The sequence below is a fragment of the Mucilaginibacter sp. genome, assembly GCF_039207105.1.
In the GTDB taxonomy this organism is placed as follows: domain Bacteria; phylum Bacteroidota; class Bacteroidia; order Sphingobacteriales; family Sphingobacteriaceae; genus Mucilaginibacter.
The window spans coordinates 1-20,031 of the sequence record NZ_JBCECK010000018.1 but is presented as its reverse complement, the minus strand read 5'-3'; the positions used below and the strand labels follow the sequence as shown (position 1 = coordinate 20,031).

Annotated in this window: 13 protein-coding genes; all 13 read left to right on the top strand. The window is 42.2% G+C overall.

Annotated elements, in window-relative coordinates:
• Positions 1 to 62 precede the first annotated feature (62 nt).
• Positions 63 to 344: an acylphosphatase gene (locus AAGC65_RS05890; RefSeq protein ID WP_343111491.1), complete on the top strand. Its 282-nt coding sequence runs from the start codon at positions 63 to 65 to the stop codon at positions 342 to 344.
• A 42-nt stretch (positions 345 to 386) separates the two neighbouring features.
• On the top strand, positions 387 to 1,907 hold the full coding sequence (locus AAGC65_RS05885; protein ID WP_343111490.1) for a polysaccharide biosynthesis C-terminal domain-containing protein: 1,521 nt from the start codon (positions 387 to 389) through the stop codon (positions 1,905 to 1,907).
• Complete coding sequence (gene dut / locus AAGC65_RS05880; protein WP_343111489.1) at positions 1,904 to 2,338, top strand: dUTP diphosphatase; 435 nt, start codon at positions 1,904 to 1,906, stop codon at positions 2,336 to 2,338. Before AAGC65_RS05885 ends, dut begins: the two co-directional genes overlap by 4 nt.
• A 21-nt stretch (positions 2,339 to 2,359) precedes the next feature.
• A complete protein-coding gene (locus AAGC65_RS05875; protein ID WP_343111488.1) occupies positions 2,360 to 4,117 on the top strand; it encodes a tetratricopeptide repeat protein in 1,758 nt (585 codons plus the stop codon).
• Positions 4,095 to 4,886 carry a DUF4292 domain-containing protein gene (locus tag AAGC65_RS05870; RefSeq protein WP_343111487.1) on the top strand — a complete coding sequence of 264 codons (792 nt, stop codon included), beginning with the start codon at positions 4,095 to 4,097 and terminating at the stop codon, positions 4,884 to 4,886. The genes AAGC65_RS05875 and AAGC65_RS05870 overlap by 23 nt, the downstream gene beginning before the upstream one ends.
• 17 nt (positions 4,887 to 4,903) lie before the next feature.
• Positions 4,904 to 6,193 (top strand): peptidoglycan DD-metalloendopeptidase family protein, encoded by a 1,290-nt coding sequence (locus AAGC65_RS05865; RefSeq protein WP_343111486.1) that lies wholly within the window; start codon positions 4,904 to 4,906, stop codon positions 6,191 to 6,193.
• 59 nt (positions 6,194 to 6,252) lie between these two features.
• Positions 6,253 to 6,702, top strand: a complete 450-nt coding sequence (locus AAGC65_RS05860) for a twin-arginine translocase TatA/TatE family subunit (protein WP_343111485.1) — start codon at positions 6,253 to 6,255, stop codon at positions 6,700 to 6,702.
• A 32-nt stretch (positions 6,703 to 6,734) separates the two neighbouring features.
• On the top strand, positions 6,735 to 6,911 hold the full coding sequence (gene tatA, locus AAGC65_RS05855) for a twin-arginine translocase TatA/TatE family subunit (RefSeq protein WP_343111484.1): 177 nt from the start codon (positions 6,735 to 6,737) through the stop codon (positions 6,909 to 6,911).
• 152 nt (positions 6,912 to 7,063) lie between these two features.
• Positions 7,064 to 8,497, top strand: a complete 1,434-nt coding sequence (gene gatA / locus AAGC65_RS05850) for an Asp-tRNA(Asn)/Glu-tRNA(Gln) amidotransferase subunit GatA (RefSeq protein WP_343111483.1) — start codon at positions 7,064 to 7,066, stop codon at positions 8,495 to 8,497.
• A gap of 57 nt (positions 8,498 to 8,554) precedes the next feature.
• Entirely contained in the window at positions 8,555 to 9,799 is a 1,245-nt protein-coding gene (locus AAGC65_RS05845; RefSeq protein WP_343111482.1) for a transglycosylase SLT domain-containing protein, read from the top strand.
• Positions 9,800 to 9,965: 166 nt separating this feature from the next.
• On the top strand, positions 9,966 to 12,281 hold the full coding sequence (locus tag AAGC65_RS05840) for an NADP-dependent malic enzyme (protein WP_343111481.1): 2,316 nt from the start codon (positions 9,966 to 9,968) through the stop codon (positions 12,279 to 12,281).
• A 129-nt stretch (positions 12,282 to 12,410) separates the two neighbouring features.
• The gene (ruvA, locus tag AAGC65_RS05835; RefSeq protein WP_343111480.1) at positions 12,411 to 12,995 is read left to right on the top strand and encodes a Holliday junction branch migration protein RuvA; all 585 of its coding nucleotides are present in this window, start codon (positions 12,411 to 12,413) and stop codon (positions 12,993 to 12,995) included.
• A gap of 26 nt (positions 12,996 to 13,021) precedes the next feature.
• On the top strand, positions 13,022 to 20,031 hold a 7,010-nt coding region (gene sprA / locus AAGC65_RS05830), incomplete at its 3' end, for a cell surface protein SprA (protein WP_343111479.1).

Below are 20,031 nucleotides of genomic sequence, written 5' to 3'. Positions count from 1 at the left end.
GTATTGAGTTACTTTGCAAAACATTTAACCTAATTTACTCAATCAACATACTTAGCTAAAAAATGATCAGGCATCTCGATATTATAGTAAAAGGAAAAGTTCAGGGCGTTTTTTACCGTAAATCTACCAAAGCGGTTGCCGATCAGTTAGGGGTACGTGGCTTTGTGAAAAATGAGCCTAATGGTGATGTTTTCATTGCTGCCGAAGCTGATGATACTACGCTTGAAATGTTTATGGAATGGTGCAATGAAGGCCCCGAAGATGCCGAGGTAACTTCTGTTGAAACCAATGAGGGCGATTTAAAAAACTATCGTAATTTTGAAGTTGTAAAAAGGAGCCTGTAATTTTTACAGGTTTTATTGTTTAAATTACCCCATACATCAACATTGTCAACCGCTAAAAAATTCGCCGGGCAAACGGCCATCTACGGGTTAAGTACTATCATCTCCCGGATGATATATTTTGTACTAACACCAATTTATACAAGAACACTTCCTGTAGGAGCTAACGGCATTTTTACCGCCATGTATGGCAATGCTTCCATTATTAATGCGGTACTGGCTTTTGGAATGGAAACAACCTATTTCCGTTATCTACAAAAAAGAAGCGACAATAAGCAACAAGTATATAATAATGCCTTTGGAGTAGTTATAGTTGTTTCTATACTGTTTTTAGCGTTTTGTTTACTTTTCCTGGATAGTATTATTAATTACTTGCAGGCCGGCTCTGTTAAAGACCATGCTGACTATGCTTTCTACGTAAAAAGCTTTCTGATAATTTTAGTGCTCGACGCTTTTTGTATTATACCATTTGCCAAAATCCGTGCAGATGGCAGGCCCATGAAATATTCCATAATTAAGTGCGCTAATATTGCATTCGTGCTATCAATTAACCTGTTTTTCCTTTTTGGTGTTCCATTTATTATTGCCCATAATTTGCCGGGTGGAAGCTGGATGGCCGGTTGGTACAGGCCGCATTGGGTGGGTTATGTGTTTTTGGCAAATGCCATAGCAAGTGTATTTACGATATTTTTACTATTGCCCGAAATATTGCAGCTTAAGTTGAAGTTCGATAACGCTATGTTTAAAGATATGTTTGTGTATAGCTGGCCTGTACTTATAGCAAACATCTCTTTTATCATCAACGAATCTTTGGATAAAGGGATGCTGAAACACATGCTACCACAAGCTACCAGTGATCAGCAAGTTGGTATTTATGGCCAGTGTGCCAAAATAGCCCTGTTTTTGAGTGTATTTGTACAAGCATTCAGGCTGGGGGCCGAGCCCTTCTTTTTCAGTCATGCTAAAAATAAAAATGCCGGCGATACCTATGCCCGTATCATGACCTACTTTGTGATTACCGTATCGGTAATATGCGTAGCGCTTGCAGCCAATATAAACATATTGGCTTACATTATTGTTGGTGCGGAGACGCGTGTGATAGCTAAACATGTGGTACATAACGTATACTGGACCGGGTTAGGCGTAATACCTCCGCTTTTATTTGGATACCTAAGTTTGGGTATTTACATGAATTTATCGGTATGGTATAAGCTATCTGATCAAACAAAATATGGCTTGTATATATCTGGTATCGGTGCTATCGTTACTATAGTGTGTAATTTGATCTTTATTCCTGCTTACAGCTATATGGCATCCGCGTGGACTTCGTTTGCAGCTTACGCGGTTATGATGGTACTATCTTACATCTGGGGACAAAAAAATTATCCAATACCCTATAATCTAAATAAAAACCTGGCGTACATTATTACATCGGCTGTATTGGTGTTTTTATCATTTACGGTATTTAAAAGAAATATTATAATTGGTAACGTACTATTGCTGTTATTTGCATCCGCCGCTTTTTATTTTGAACGGAACCAATTAAAAGCGATATTTAAACGATGACCATCCGCATAATTAATAAATCAAACAATAGCTTACCGGCTTATGAAACAGCGCATGCTGCCGGCATGGATCTGCGTGCGAATACAACAGAAACCATTGTATTAAAACCAATGGAGCGCAAGCTGATCCCTACAGGTTTGTTCATTGAACTGCCGGAGGGTTTTGAGGCGCAGATCAGGCCCAGGAGCGGACTTGCTTTTAAACACGGTATAGGTATTGTTAACTCGCCGGGAACTATTGATGCCGATTACAGGGGAGAGATCAAAGTACTGCTGATCAATTTTTCGGCCGATGATTTTGAGATCAACCACGGCGACCGCATTGCCCAGATGGTAGTGGCCCGGCACGAAAAAGTAAATTGGGATGAGGTTGAGATACTAAATGAAACTACCCGTGGTGAAGGTGGGTTTGGCCACACTGCAGTGAAGTAGAGATTTAAAAGAAGAGATGTTATGCAGGATTTAGCGTTATATAGGAAAAAAAGAATCAAGGCGGGCAATGTTGTAGCTGTCCTGTTTCTTATTTCTTGTTTCCTGAGTCATGATGTAAATGCTCAAAAACAGACTGTCGCTACCAAGCCCTTAGCTCCCGTTGATAGCATGATGGTGAAGCAGCTTTTTTTCTCGGCCATACGCGAAAAGACCATTGAAAATACCAAGCACGCTGCCGAAATGTTTGAGCGGATCTTACAAACCGATCCGTCAAACGATGCCTCCATGTTTGAATTGGCCAATATCAAAAAATCGCATAATGATTATATCGGCGCGCAACCATTGCTGGAGAAAGCGGTAGTTATTAATCCCAATAATGAATGGTATTGGGTGGCGCTGGCTGATAGTTACGAAAAAAGTAACAACATCAATAAACTTGAAAACGTTTTTAACCAGCTTATCAGGATAAGCCCTGAAAAACCTGATTATTACTTTGATAAAGCCAACGCCTACCTTATTTTAAAAAGGTATGACGACGCGCTTAAGGTATATGACCAATTGGAGGCTATCACCGGCATCAATGATGATATTTTAGCCAGTCGCCAAAAAATTTATCTAAAACAGGGTAAGGTTGATCAGGCAGCGGCCGAAATTGAAAAAGCCATCGATAACAATCCTGGACAAATGCGGTATTATTTACTGCTGGCCGAAATTTATAACTCCAATGGCTTGGCCGATAAGGCACTCAAGGTTTTGCTGCAGGCAGAAAAACTTGATAGCAATAATGGCATGGTGCATTTGGCATTGGCCGATATTTATCGCGACAAAAAAGATAATGATGCATCGTTTAATCAATTGGTGTTAGCGTTTTCAAATCCAGATATTAGAATTGATCAAAAAGTGCGCATCATTAGCGGGTATTTTCCGAAATTTCCGGAGACCAGCGCAAAATCCAGCGCGCTTGAACTAAGTCGTGTATTAACCGTAGCCCATCCGGCCGATGCCAAAGCTTATGCGCTTTATGGCGATATGCTGCTGCAAAATACCAAGTTGAAAGAAGCTAAAGCTGCATACAAAAAATCAATTGAGTTGAATAATCAGGTGTACGCGGTGCATGAGCAACTGGTGCGGATAGAGTTAAGTGAAAACGATATGGAGGCCACTATTAAAGATGGCGAAAACGCACTGTCGTTATTTCCAAACCAGGGATGGATGAATTACATGGTTGGTGTGGCCTGGGCGCAGAAAAAACAGTATAAAAAAGCCCTGGGATATGTTACCAATGCAACTTCATTAGAACTTCAGGATAAGGATTTACTTTCGTTAAGTTTTTCATTACTGGGAGATTGTTATCATTCTTTGAATGATAACAAGAGTTCTGATGCGGCTTATGAAAAGGCTTTAAGTTATAATCCTGACAATGCGTATACGTTAAACAATTATGCCTACTATCTATCGTTAAGAGGAGAAGCACTGGATAAGGCCGCGCAAATGTCAGCCCGGTCAAACGAGCTTCAACCCAATACACCATCTTTTGAAGATACCTATGCATGGGTATTGTTCAAACAGAAAAAGTATGCGGATGCAAAGGTGTGGATGGAAAAGGCGTTGGCGCATGATAAAGAAAATAGTTCGGGCAAGTATGAGCATTATGGCGATATTTTGTTTTACCTTGGTAACACAGATGCCGCGGTAGCTAATTGGAAAAAGGCAAAAAGCTACGGTGATCAATCGCCGGTATTAGAGCGTAAGATAAATGAAAAAAAGTACATTGAATAGATTGTTAATAGCCTGCTGTTTGCTCACGCTGGTAAGTTGCGCGGCAAAAAAGCATGTATTGGTAGCCCGCAAGGCCGATTCGGCAGCCAAACCGCTTGATAATAAAAAAAGCAGCAAACTGGAAGCTATAAGGGCCAAACAGGTAAATTTTAATACGTTTGCCGGCAAAGCCAAAACCAAATTAAGCATTGGTAATAACAGTAATGATGTAACCCTGAATATCCGCATTGAGCATGATAAGAAGATATGGGTTTCTATCACTGCTATTTTAGGTGTTGAGGCTGCCCGCGCGTTGATTACCCCTGATAGTATTTTGTTGATTAACCGGTTACAGGGGGTATATTTAAGGAAACCCTTTAGCTATGTATATAAATTTGCAAGCCCCGAAGTAAATTACAAGACGCTTGAATCATTATTGATTGGTAACGCCATACCGGAGTTGTTAACCGAAAATGCCGATTTTGCTGATACCAATGGAAGCACAGCCATCAGCGGTAATCTTCATGAGCTGTTATATAAGCTTTTAATCGGGGCGGATTTTAAGGTTACGCAAACCAATTTATCAAATGAAAGCCAGGGGCAATCATTACAGGTAGTTAATAATACCTTTATACAGGCAACAAACAGGGTGATGCCATCGCAAATTGATATTGCATCTGTAGTAAAAGATAAAAAAATACAAGTTAATTTGCATTATACAAAAGCCGACTTTGATGTACAGCAGGAATATCCATTCAGTATTCCATCTGGTTACGAACCCGGCAAATAATTAGTTATGTTTGTTTAATGAAATTTTTAAAAATAGTATTTTTTATAATAGCGGTATTTGTTGCGGTTGATGTGCATGCACAAAGCAGTGCCGAATTAAAACGGAGGCGGGATAAATTATCTGAAGAGCTGGAGCAGTTAAATAAGGATTACCAGGAAACCTCTCAAAATAAAAGAGCTACTTTAAAACAACTGAGCTTATTAAAAGCGCAGATAAACCTAAGGGAAGAGAAAATAAATATTATTAACTCAGAAGTACGGAATCTGGATAACCAGATCTCTGAAAGCAATAATACCGTACATAGTTTACAAAAGCAGCTTGACCAGCTAAAAAAAGAATACGCGGCTATGGTACTTTTTGCCTACCGCAACCAAAGCGCTTATAATAAACTGATGTTTATTTTTGCAGCTAAGGATTTTAACCAGGCCTACAAACGATTAAAATATTTACAGCAGTTTGGTACCTATCGGGAGCGCCAGGCAGGTTACATACAAGGTACTCAAAAAGACCTGCATGTAAAAATAAATGAGCTTGATAAAAACAAGCAGGAAAAAAACAACTTGCTGGCCGATCAGCAAAAGGAAAAAGAAACCCTGGGTAAAGAAAAAAATAACCAGGTAAAGGTAGTTAGCGATCTGTCGCAGCACGAAGGGCAGTTGAAGAAACAGCAGCGTGACTTGCAGGCAAAAATAGCTAAAACCAATAAAGAGATCGGCGCTGCCATCCGCAGGGAAATTGAAGAAGCAAGGCGCAAGGCCGAAGAAGAAGCACGGGAAGCGGCACGTATAGCGGCGGCAAAAGCCAAGGCCGAAAATAAAACACCGCCACCGGTGGCTGCCAAGCCGGTTGTGCGCAGTACTTCAAGTATATTGAATGCTACGCCGGAGGCTGCTAAATTATCAAACGACTTTTTGGGTAACCGCGGTCGTTTACCCTGGCCGGTTGCTAACGGAGGCATAACACAAGGCTTTGGTGTTTACACCACGCCAGAGGGTATTAAAAGTGAAAGTACAGGTGTTGATATCCGTACAACCCCGGGCGGCAACGTGAGGGCGGTATTTGATGGGGATGTGATCAAGGTAGTTGACGTAAGTGGTACCTACCTGGTGATGATCAGGCATGGGGAGTACTTTACTGTATACGCCAATTTGCGGTCGGTTAGTGTGGCCAGAGGGCAAAAGGTAACAACCAAACAAGTTTTAGGAACGGTGGCAACTGATCCATCTACCGGCGAAACGGAAGCACACTTTGAGGTGTATAAAGGCGTATCGGCGGTGAACCCTAAAATATGGTTAGCACCTAACTAATTAGTTATGAACTTTATGAAATTATAATTGTATATATTTGTAACCTTAAAAAAAATGCTATGTTAAGTTCAGTTTTTTTATTTTTAAATATTGGTACAAGTGAGATGGTACTGATACTTTTTGCAGCATTGATGCTATTCGGAGGTGAAAAGCTGCCCGAGCTTGCACGTGGCTTAGGCAAAGGCATTCGTGATTTTAAAGATGCATCTGAAGATGTGAAGCGTGAGATCAATAACCAGATCAACAATTACGAGGATAAAAAACCCGAACCCAAAATTGAGGAAAGCACTCCGTTGATTGAAAATACCACCGCTCAGGAAACAGAGCATAGTGCAGAAGCTTCACCGGAGCATACTACACCGTATTCAAGCCCTGTGCCCAATACAATCCCAATTTCGGATACTTACGTAAGTACAGCAGAGGAACCGGCTACCGAAACTCATATCGACCTTACTAAGAAAACAGCAGAAGAGCCTGCTAAAACAGAACACGAAGAATTCAAGTCATAAATAATATTTACATAACATAAAACTTAAAAATCATGGGTGGATTAGGCGCACCAGAAATCATTCTGATCATCATTGCAATACTTTTATTGTTTGGCGGTAAAAAAATACCTGAACTAATGAGAGGTTTAGGAAAAGGCGTTAAAGAATTTAAAGACGCGCAAAACGGCGAAGGCAATACATCAACTTCTGAAGAAAAACCAAAAGCTTAGTTTTAAGTATCAAGTAATTAGTATCAAGTATCGAGATTTTAAGAGCTTATAAAAAAAAATGTAGCTGTCTTGATACTTGATACTAATTACTTGATACTCCATTATATTGAATTATTTCTTATTTCAACAGATAAGTTTTTTATTTTAGCCGCATGGCTAAATTTTATTCCTCTTTAAGTGAAATAAGGAGCGGGTTGCAACGTGCGGAAATTACGGTAGAACAACTGGTAAGGAATTACCTTGATCAAATTAAAAAGAATGCGCATTTAAATGCTTTTAACGAGGTATTTGAAGAAGAAGCATTAACCAGCGCAAAAAACGTTGACAACCGTATAAAAAACGGTACCGCCGGTAAACTGGCCGGTATGGTTATCGCCATAAAAGATAACATCTGCTACAAGGGACACCAGGTAAGTGCCTCATCTAAGATATTAAAAGATTTCACCTCCATTTATTCCTCAACCATTGTTGAGCGGCTGCTGGCCGAAGATGTGGTTATTATTGGCCGCTGCAATTGCGATGAGTTTGCTATGGGCGGTGCCAACGAAACCTCCTACTTTGGTCCGGTAAAAAATCAGGCTGATGAAACCAGGGTTTCTGGCGGCTCTTCTGGCGGCTCGGCTGTTGCTGTGCAGGCCAATATGTGCCATGCGGCCATCGGTACGGATACCGGAGGTTCAGTAAGGCAGCCAGCATCATTTTGTGGGGTAATAGGATTTAAGCCTACGTATGGTCGCATATCAAGGCATGGTATTATTGCTTTTGCATCATCATTTGACCAGGTTGGGCCAATTACCCGCTCGGTTGAAGACGCGGCCCTTTTGCTGGAAGTAATGGCTGGCCCCGATGAATATGATAGCACCCTTGCTCAAAAAGAGGTACCCGCGTTTTCGAGCCATATAGAAACACCGGGCAAAAAAAAGATCGCCTATTTGCAGGAAGCACTTTCCAGCCCGGGTGTTGATACAGAGATCAAAGACAAGCTTGTAAAAGCTATTGATAAACTGCGTGCAGAAGGGCATACCGTAACCCCAATAGCTTTTGAACAATTGGATTACCTGGTGCCTGCATACTACATTTTAGCAATGGCCGAAGCATCGTCTAATCTGGCCAGGTTTGATGGGGTGCATTATGGTTACCGCAGCCCGGCGGCTACCGATCTGCAGTCTACTTATAAACTTTCCCGCTCAGAAGGTTTTGGCAAAGAAGTAAAACGCCGTATTATGCTGGGCACATTTGTACTCAGCGCGGGCTATTATGATGCATACTATGCCAAAGCTCAAAAAGTACGCAGACTGATACAAGAAAAAACCGACCAGATATTGAAAGAGTACGATTTTATACTGGTACCAACAGCGCCCGAACCCGCGTTTAAAATAGGTACGCAAGAAAAAGATCCTATCGTAATGTATCTTTCTGACATCTTTACCGTACAAGCTTCTCTAACCGGTGTTCCGGCGATATCGCTCCCTGTGGGCAATAATAGCCAGGGTTTGCCGTTAGGTTTACAATTGCTAACTAAACATTTTAACGAACAGGAATTGCTGAATTTTTCAAAATATTTCCTTGAACTTAAAGAAAATTGATAAATTAGTAAAATTCGCCCTTGTCGGCTTGCGCTTCTTTAATTAAAACCCTAAAGAATGAAGAGATTATTTACGCTTACCATCTGCCTTGTATTATTGCAAATAGTTCACGCTAAACCGCTTTCTTCAGCAAAATTTAATTTTCAATGGATACCCGGCTTCCGGGATACCACAATATTACAAAGGCAAGCCATTAACCAGCCTGCCGCACCGGCTCCATTAAGGGGTATTTATGAACGTCGCTTAGATTCTATCAGTAAAGACATTCCGCTGGAATATAATGAGTATGTACAAAATTATATTGACCTGTACATGCAAAACCGCGATGAGATGGGCCAGGTAGTTGGGCTATCCAAATACTACTTCCCTATTTACGAAAAAGCCTTCCGCGACGCGGGCATCCCCGAAGAAATAAAATTTTTATCCATAGTAGAGTCTAAACTTGATCCTAACGCGGTTTCAAGGGTTGGGGCAACCGGCCCGTGGCAATTTATGTACACCACTGGCAAATTGTACGGTTTAAATATTGATAGTTATATTGATGAGCGCCGCGACCCTATACAGGCTACTTATGCTGCTGCTGCTTACTTAAAAGATGCATATCAGGAATTTGGCGACTGGCTGCTGGCCATCGCGTCATACAATTGCGGTAAAAGCAATGTAGAGCGTGCTGTGGAAAAAGCCGGAGCCAATGATTTTTGGAGTGCCCGCCAATATTTACCCACCGAAACCCGGGGCTATGTACCCGCTTTTATAGCCATGAACTATGTAATGCACTACTTTGATAAACATAACATAGTGGCGCAAGCTTGTAATTTTTCTATCAAAACAGACACGGTTATGGTGAAAAAGTATGTTTCGCTAAGTAATGTATCACAGGCCTTAAAGGTAGATATTCACGAACTGGCTATATTAAATCCTTGCTATCGCAGGTTAATTGTTAATGGAAGCACTACCACGCCGCGCAGGCTAATATTACCGCAAACAGCTAAAGAAAATTATGCTGCTCTGTACAATGTGCTGAACGAGCCGGGCGAACCGGTACAAGCTGAGCCAAAGGTAACTTATGCTTCATATACCGAAAATAAACCCGAGCGCCGCATGCCAACGCACCATAAAGTGAAGCGTGGCGAAACACTGGCCGCTATTGCTGATAAATATGGGGTTGAGGTGCAGGATCTGAAAGTTTGGAACCATCTGAAAAGTAACAAAGCTCCTGTTGGGGTAACCATCAGGGTAGCCAGCGGCGATGAGGCTTCCACAAGCGCATCGGTTAAGCAAAGGAGTAAAAAAGTGATATAAGCTGGTTGTGAAATTGCAGCTACTATGCTAACCATAACTAAAAATATAAATAAAGCTTAAAGGCCTGAATATGAATAACCCGGTTTTGATATGTTTCAAAGCCGGGTTTTTTTATACAGGTTACCATAAAAAGAATTGTAATTTTGAGCGCTTGAATTTTTGAGAAATGAACAAGAATAATAATCGTAAGCAGGACGCCTTAAACTACCACGCACAAGGTCGCCCCGGAAAAATACAGGTAGTTCCTACTAAACCTACCAATTCACAACGTGATTTAACTATGGCTTATTCACCGGGTGTGGCTGAGCCTTGTTTGCGCATTGCCGATAATGTAGAGGATGTATACAAGTATACCGCCAAGGGTAATCTGGTGGCTGTTATCAGCAATGGTACCGCCGTATTGGGCTTAGGCAACATTGGTCCGGAGGCCAGCAAACCGGTGATGGAAGGTAAGGGTCTGCTGTTTAAGATTTATGCAGATATTGATGTTTTTGATCTTGAGGTAAATGCTAAAAACGTTGATGAGTTTGTAACCATTGTAAAAGCGCTTGAACCCACTTTTGGTGGTGTTAACCTGGAAGATATATCGGCCCCAACCTGTTTCGAGATAGAACGCAGGCTTAAAGCCGAAATGAATATCCCTGTAATGCACGATGATCAGCACGGAACGGCCATTATATCCGGGGCCGCTTTGATGAATGCATGTGAGATACAGGGAAAAAAGCTTGATAAAATAAAAATGGTAGTGAATGGTGCAGGCGCTGCCGCGGTATCTTGCTCAAAAATGTACCTGTCGCTGGGTGTTAAAAAAGAAAACCTGGTGATGTTTGATATCAACGGATTGCTAACTCCTGACCGTACGGATCTGGATGATATCAGGCTGGAGTTTGCTACCTCCCGTACCGATATTAAAACACTGGCCGATGCCATGAAAAATGCCGACGTTTTTGTTGGCCTTTCTGCTGGCAATGTAGTTACGCCGGATATGATGAAGGCGATGGCTAAAAAACCGATCGTTTTCGCGATGGCCAATCCTGAGCCGGAGATCACTTATGATCTGGCTATTAAAACCCGTGATGACATTATTATGGCTACTGGCCGTTCTGATTTTCCTAACCAGGTAAACAACGTTTTGGGTTTCCCTTATATATTCAGGGGGGCGCTGGATGTTCGGGCTACTGCCATTAATGAAGAAATGAAGATAGCCGCTACGCATGCTATTGCAGAGATGGCTAAAAAGCCGGTTCCGGAAGCGGTTAACCTGGCTTATAATACCACCAGTTTAAAATTTGGTAAAGATTATATAATCCCTAAACCAATGGATCAAAGGCTGATCGTGGAGGTATCTTCTGCGGTTGCCAAGGCGGCCATTGATTCAGGTGTGGCCCGTAAGGTTATCACCGATTGGGAAGCTTATCACGAAGAGTTAAGATTGAGGTTAGGCACCAATGATAAATTGCTGCGTAATTTAACCAACAAGGCAAAACAAAATCCTAAACGGGTAGTATTTGCCGAGGCGGATAATTACAAAATTTTAAGATCGGCTCAGATCGTAAAAGAGGAGGGTATAGCCACGCCTATTTTGCTGGGTAACATTGAACGCATCAGGCGTATCATGCACGAAAATGATCTCGATCTGGGCGATGTGCAGATCATTGATCCCCGTGAAGGTTGTGAGAATATGGAAGAGTATGCGGAGTTTTTATATAAAAAACGCCAGCGTCGTGGTATTACCCTGTTTGAAGCCAGAAAGCTGCTTATTGACCGTAACTATTACGGTGCTTGTATGGTTCAGTTTGGCCGTGCCGATGCGCTGATATCGGGCTTAACTAAAAACTATGTTACCACCATTAAGCCTGCGCTGCAAATTATAGGTACCGAAATTGGTGTAAACCGTGTGGCGGGTATGTACATGATGATAACCGAAAAGGGGCCTGTATTTTTTGGTGATACTACTGTAAATGAAAACCCAACGGTTGAGGAACTGGTGGATATTACCGTGCTGGTGGAACGCTCGGTTAAACAGTTTAATGTAAACCCAAGGGTAGGTGTACTTTCATACTCCAACTTTGGTTCAAACGAAGGACCGGTACCTGAAAAAACAAGGGAAACCGTGCGTTTGCTGCATAAACGCTACCCTGATATGGTAGTTGATGGTGATATGCAAGCCAACTTCGCACTTAACTCAGATTTGCTTGCCGATAACTTTCCTTTTTCCACCCTGAACGGAAAGCCGGCCAATACGCTGATATTCCCTAACCTGGAATCGGGCAATATTGCCTATAAATTATTACAGGAAATAGGCGGGGCGGAAGCTGTGGGCCCAATATTACTGGGCTTGAAAAAGCCGGTGCATGTATTGCAACTGGGCAGTTCTGTTCGTGAAATTGTAAATATGGTAACAATTGCCGTAGTTGATGCACAGGCCAAAGCGGAGGCTGCAAAACCTACAGGTATTTTTAGTAAACTTACAGGGAAATAAATATTTTTTAGTATCAAGTAGTTAGTATCAGGTATCAAGATTTATGAAATCCCTATACTTAAAACAATTGCAGCAGTCTTGATACTTGATACTAACTACTTGATGCTATATCTATAAAAAATAAATATTATGTACGATTATATTAGTGGTAAATTAGTATTCAAAAGCCCGTCATATGTAGTTATAGACGCGGGCGGTATAGGCTATCACATTAATATATCGTTAAATACATATTCCAGGCTGGATGAAGCAGAATTTTGCAAACTATTTATCTGGCAGTACGTAAAAGAGGATGCGCTTACCTTGTATGGTTTTGCCGACGATGGCGAGCGCCGCTTGTTCTTACACCTGGTATCCATATCTGGCATTGGGCCAAATACGGGGCGAATGATGTTATCATCAATAACCCCAGCCGAAATACAGGCAGCTATTGTTAGCGGCAATGTTGCTTTAATACAAAGAATTAAAGGGATAGGACCTAAATCTGCCCAGCGCATAATTCTGGAGCTGCAGGACAAACTGCGCAAAGAAGGTCCGGACACTCTAACTGTTGTGCCTGTAAGCAAAACAGTTAAGGACGAAGCCCTTTCTGCATTGGTTATGCTTGGGTTTGCGAAGAATGCGGCCGAGAAGGTATTGGATCAGGAATTGAATAAAAATAATGGAGATTTAACCGTTGAACAGCTTATAAAGTTCGCCTTAAAAACTCTATAATTACGTACAAATTTCTAACTTGACCTTTGATAAAAATATTTACTTATAATATTATTATAAGTGTGTTGTTTATTTTGGCATTTAGTGGGCTGGGTGGTAGTGTGTATGCACAGCAACGAGTTCCGGGTGTTAAAAGAGATACGACGCAATCAGGCGCACCCGTAAATTTAACCCAACCTAAAAACGTGAGGCTTAGGGAAGGTATTTTCGATCCCGATCCGCCTAACATGGTGCGTACAATCGAGTACGATCCGGCAACAAACATGTATATCCTGTATGAGCGTGTGGGTAACTTATTATACCGGCCGCCGCAGTACCTCACCTTTGCACAGTATTTAAAGCTAAAAGGAAAAGTAGACCAGCGATTGCATTACCAGCAACTGGCCGATACTTATGCTTACGATTCACAGCAGCCGGGATTTATACCATCAATAAAAGTACGCAGCCGAACCTTTGAGCAAATATTTGGAGGCCAGAATATTGATATCAGACCCCAGGGCTCGGCCGAAATGATATTAGCCGGACAGTTAAACCAAAACCAAAACCCTTTATTCACAACACGTCAACGCAACCAGTTCAACTTTAATTTCGATCAAAAAATACAGCTCAACGTAACAGGTAATATTGGTGATAAATTAAAAATAACCACTAATTATAATACCGACGCCCAGTTTCAGTTTGATAACCAGATAAAGCTTGATTATACAGGCTCCCCGGATGAAATTATTCAAAAGGTGGAGGCCGGTACGGTGAGCATGCCCTTGAATACTTCGTTAATAACAGGTACTCAGGCGCTTTTTGGTGTGAAAACGAAACTGAAGTTTGGTAGGCTCGATGTAACCAGTATTTTGTCGCAACAACGATCGGAGTCAAAAACCATTACCATAACCAATGGTTCGCAACAGGGCGAGTTCAGGTTGACCCCGGCAGATTATGAGGCCAACAAGCACTTCTTTTTATCACAGTACTTCCGTAATAATTATAACCGGGCGCTGGCTAATATTCCCATCATCAGCTCTAATATAAATATTACCAAAATTGAGGTCTGGACAACCAACCGTACCAACGTAACTACGGATTCGCGCGATATCGTAGCGTTTTTGGATCTGGGCGAAAATAACCCGTATAACAAAACACGTATACAGGGCGGGCCGGGCTTTAGCGCTTTACCTGCCGGTTTTAAAGGTCCTGGTTTTAATCAGCAGTCTAACTCATTATTGGCTAATCTGCCTGCTGATGCACGTTTAACTAACTCTAACTCTGTAACCAGTTATTTCCAAACAACAGGTAATACAGATAACTATTCCAAGTTAACTTATGCCCGTAAGCTTACCGATAAGGAGTTTACACTTCATCCGCAATTAGGGTATATATCGCTCAATTATCCCTTAAATAATGATGAGGTATTGGCGGTAGCCTATCAGTATACTGTAAACGGCGTTCAATACCAGGTGGGTGAATTTAGCAGTGATGTGGCGGTTGATCCAGCTGCACCTAAAGTGCTGTTTGTGAAATTGTTGAAAAACGAACTGTTGAAAACCAACCTGCCAAGCTGGGATCTGATGATGAAAAACATCTACTCGCTGGGGGCTTTCCAGGTGAGTAATACAGATTTTAAACTGACCGTTACCCGGCTTGATGATAAATCAGGTATCGAGAAAACGGTTATGGAAGATGGGCAAACGACCAAAGGAAAACTTTGGCTGCAAATAGCCGGTCTGGATAACCTCAACCAGCAAAATGCCAAACAGCCCGATGGCTATTTTGACTTTTTGGAAGGTGTAACTATCGATTCGCAAAACGGGCGCATCTCCTTCCCGGTGCTGGAACCTTTTGGGTCTGACCTGGCCGCCAAGTTTAACCCCGGCGAGCAGGACCTGATCAAACGGTATGTATATCAGCCTTTGTATGATTCAACCAAAACCATCGCTCAGCAATATTTTCCTAATTTAAACAGGTATGTGATAAAGGGTACTTATACGGCTACGGGTGGTTCTGAGTATCAGTTGAATGCAGTGAATATTCCGCAGGGTTCGGTAAATGTAACCGCGGGTTCTTTAAAACTGCAGGAGGGAACTGATTATACGGTTGACTATAATGCCGGCCGTATCCGGGTACTGAACCAGGCTTTGCTTTCATCTGGCCAGCCAATCACCGTAAAGTTGGAGAATAATGAGTTGTTCGGCGTTCAGCAAAAATCATTGTATGGTTCAAGGTTTGATTATCATTTGAACGATAAACTGAACTTAGGCGCTACCGTAATGCACCTGACAGAACAGCCAATAACCCAAAACGAGGTTGCCGGCGACGAATCGATATCAAATACTATTTGGGGTTTTGATGCCAATTACAGTTCAGAATCGAGATTGCTCACCAGACTGGTAGATAAAATTCCAGGCATACACACCAAGGTACCATCTTCGATAAACTTTTCGGGCGAGTTTGCGCAACTGTTACCGGGAAGCCCAGGGGCATTGAATTTCGCAGGCTCCAAAAACGGGACTTCATATCTTGACGATTTTGAGAACAGCCAATCTATCATTGACATCAAAAGCGCCAATACCTGGCAAATATCCGGTACACCGCAGCTCTTCCCTGAATCATTTGCTATTAATGATCTGAGTTATGGTTACAACCGGGCCCGGCTTGCATTTTATAACATCGACCCTATATTTTATACCAATGTAGGCAGTATCCCAATTTCCAGATCAGAGCTTTCTAACCATTATGTGAGGCAGGTGATTGAGCAGGAGGTTTTTCCTTATAAACAATCGTCAACCGGGCAGCAATTAAGTCTGGCTACACTGAATATGGCCTTTTATCCAACCGTGCGCGGGCCTTATAACTACGTAACCACTGGTATCAACTCCGATGGTACGTTGCAAAATCCTAAAGCGCGCTGGGGGGGGATGTTCAGGAAAATGGAAACCAATGATTTTGAATCATTGAATGTAGCCTATATTGAATTTTGGGTGCTTGACCCTTTTATCTACAAACCCAATTCAGCCGGTGGTGACCTATATTTTAACCTCGGTAGTTTATCTGAAGATATATTAAAAGACGGCCGTAAAAGTTTGGAAAATAGCTTGCCTGTAAACGGCGATTTGTCGCAGGTTGATGAAACTAATTGGGGGCGTGTTTCAAAACTGCAGCCTGTAATAAATGCTTTTGATAACAATCCCGATTCGCGCAAGTTGCAGGACGTTGGTTTGGATGGTTTGAATGACAATGATGAGAAAACGAAGTTCGCTCCAATAGTAAATCAGATCAAAGGTCAGTTAAACGCGCAAGCTGCTAACGCTATCAGCAATGACCCATCATCGGATGATTATCAATATTATCAGGGCCGCGAGCTTGACCAGGCAAGGGCCGGCATTTTAGACCGTTACAGTAAATACAATGGTACCGAGGGTAACTCGAAAACCGCAGAGCAATCACAAGCCGAGTTGGGTATACAAAACTCGGCATCTACCTCACTGCCAGATGGCGAGGATATTAACCGTGATAATAACATGAGCCAGGAAGATTCATACTTTCAATATAAAGTATCTATCCGCCCGGGTGATATGATCGTTGGTCAAAACAACATCAGCGATAAAATTACAGCATCAGTGAAACTGGCTAATGGTACAACGCAAATGGTTAACTGGTACCAGTTTCGCATACCAATTACTGCCTACCAAAGCCAAGTGGGTAACATTCAGGATTTTAAAGCCATACGTTTTATGCGTATGTTCATGACCAACTTTGCGGATACTACCATATTACGTTTTGCTACCCTGCAACTGGTACGCGGCGAATGGCGTACGTTTAATACCGAAAGAAACCCGCTGAACGTAATTGCCGATCCGGTGATACAAAACCCGCCGCTTGATAACTCAACCCTTGATGTGCAGGCGGTAAATATTGAGCAAAATGGTAACCGTACACCCATACCTTATGTAGTACCACCAGGTATTAATCGTCAGCGTAATTATAATAACCTGCAAACAGACACCAAGCTGAATGAGCAATCATTGTCGTTAACGGTTAAAGGCTTACGCGATGGCTATGCAAGGGCGGCCTTTAAAACTTTTTACAATGACCTGCGCTCATACAAACGTTTGCAAATGTTTGTGCATGCCGAGGGTGAGCAGTTAAAAGACAATGACCTAAGCGCTTTTGTACGTTTAGGTGTTGACTACCAGGATAACTATTATGAGTACCAGGTGCCGTTAAAGGTTACTACACCAGGTACCCGCGACCCGGACGCGATATGGCCTACAGCCAACGCCATTGACCTGGAGCTTGACCTGTTAACCCGGGCCAAGCTAAAACGTAATCACTCTAACGTACCTTACACCGATGTGTTTAAATATGTAGAGGGTAATCAGGTAGTTTATATAAAAGGGCAGCCGGATTTGAGTCGCCTGCGTACCATTATGCTCGGCGTGCGCAACCCGTATAAAGGTGATGCTCCAGCTAATGCTGATGATGGCCTTGATAAATCAGGTATTGTTTGGTTTGATGAAATGCGCCTAACCGATTTTGACCAGCGCGGTGGTTGGGCTGCAACGGCCCGGTTTGACGCCAAGCTTGCCGATTTTGCCGATATTACCGTAGCCGGTTCTAAAACTACCATTGGCTTTGGTACGCTTGACTCCAGGTTGAACGACCGCAGCCGTAGCGATGATCAAACTTATGATGTATCGGCAAATATGGAACTTGGTAAGTTTTTTCCAGATAAAAGTGGCATTCATATACCTGCTTATGTAAACGTATCAAAACAAACCAGCATGCCGCAGTATGATCCGGGCTCGCCGGATATTGAGTTGAAGGCATCCCTTGCCGCGGCTACCAGCAGCCAGGAGCGCGACTCGATCAGGAACGCGGCTGTTGATTATACATTACGCAGGAGTATCAATTTTACCAACGTACATAAAGCTAAAACTGATCCTAACTCGCCCAGCCATATTTGGGATGTGGAAAATCTGAACGCTTCGTACGCTTTTACCCAGTACACCCACCACGATTTTGTAACGCAGAGTGATCTCGAGAAAACATACAATTTTACGCTGGCCTATAACTATACCAATCAGCCTAAATATATTAGTCCGTTTGCCAAGATCATTAAAAGCAACTTGCTGTCACTGTTCCGCGATATTAACTTCAGTCTGCTGCCGTCAAGGTTAAACTTTAGTATCAACTTTGATCGTTTTTACTCAGAAAATACCCTGCGGGATAACGATCCTAATAACTTTATCCCGGTACCCACTACAACTTTTAATAAGTATTTTAACATTACCAGGGTGTATGGTATCGGCTGGAATTTGTCGAAATCATTACAGATGGATATCGACGCTACTAACCTTTCGGTAGTTGATGAGCCTGCGGGTCGCCTTAACGGGTTAAAACGCGATACACTTTGGGATAACCTTAAAAAGCTGGGGCGTACTACCAACTATAACCATACTATCAATTTTAATTATACAGTACCGCTTAACAAAATTCCGGGTATGGATTGGGCTGCGGTAGTGGCCCGGTACAGCGCGCATTTTAACTGGCAAACTCAGCCGCTTTTCGCGATAGATGATCCATCGTATGATGTGGGTAATAGCATACAAAACTCAAGGGCCATACAAATAAACCCAACGTTGAATATGGTATCGCTTTATAATAAGTTTCCGTTTATACGTAAGGCAAATAATCCTAATTCAAAGGATAGTAAGTTTTGGCTGAACTTATTAACCAGTATTAAAAACTTAAGCGGAACATACACCCGCACGCAGGGTATATTTTTACCGGGATATTTACCGCAGTCGGGCTTTTTTGGGTCCGATGCCAATTATGGTGCCCCAGGTTTAGGATTTTTATTAGGCAGCCAGGCAGATATACGTGCTAAGGCAGTAACCAACGGTTGGATCACGCGCGATACCCTGCAAAATCAATTGTATGTAACCACGCTCAATGAGGATATGCACTTTAGAGGGATCATTGAACCTTTTAAAGACCTCCGGATCGAGCTTATTGCTTTCAAAACGCAAGACCGTAACTACCAGGCCAACTTTAAATACCTGCCATCAACTAATAATATCGAAACGCTGAGCCCGGTAACTACTGGTAACTATAGTATATCTTTTTTAACGCTTAAAACAGCATTCAAAAAAAGTGTAGGAGTAAATAATACCTCGCCGGTTTACCAGCAGCTTTTAGATAACCGTACCATTATATCGCAAAGGTTAGGCGCGCAAAATCCAAATTCATCAGGTAGTACAGATGGCTATGCCGATGGTTACGGGCCAAATTCACAGAATGTGCTGGTGCCCGCTTTCCTGGCTGCTTATACCGGTAAAAAAGCATCAAGCAGTAACTTGAGCCAATTCCCAACTATACCGATACCCAATTGGCAGATCACCTACAATGGGTTAAGTAAAATTCCGTTCTTCCAGGATATTTTTGATTCTTTTGACCTGAGCCATGGGTACCGGTCATCCTATAACGTGAGTGGGTTTACCACGCTGCTGCAATACCAGGAAGCCAATGGAGCGGCCAGTTCACGGGATTTGAACAACGACTTTTTGCCGCTGTATCAGTTTTCGCAGGTTACTATTTTTGAACAGTTTGTGCCTCTGCTGGGTGCCAGTATCAGGTTTAAGAACAGTATGACCACCAATTTAGAGTACAGGCAGAGCCGTGCATTAAGTTTGAGTATGTTGAACAGCCAGCTGGCACAGCAAAACGAGCGCATAATTGTTTTTGGGTTTGGTTATCATACTAAAAACTTCCATTTCCCTTTTGGCTGGTTTCAAGGGGCTGGTAAAGACAATGATGTTAATTTTAAACTTGATTTTGCGCTGCGAGATAACAAGACGTTAATTTACCGTGCCGACGTGGAGGATGCAGAAATATCATCAGGCGCGCAAAATATTACCGTACGGCCATCAATTGATTACGTAATTAATCAGCGTTTTAATTTGAATTTGTTTTATGATTCAAACTTAACAAGACCTTATACCTCGCAAACATATAAAAAGGCCATTAACAATTTTTGTATCAA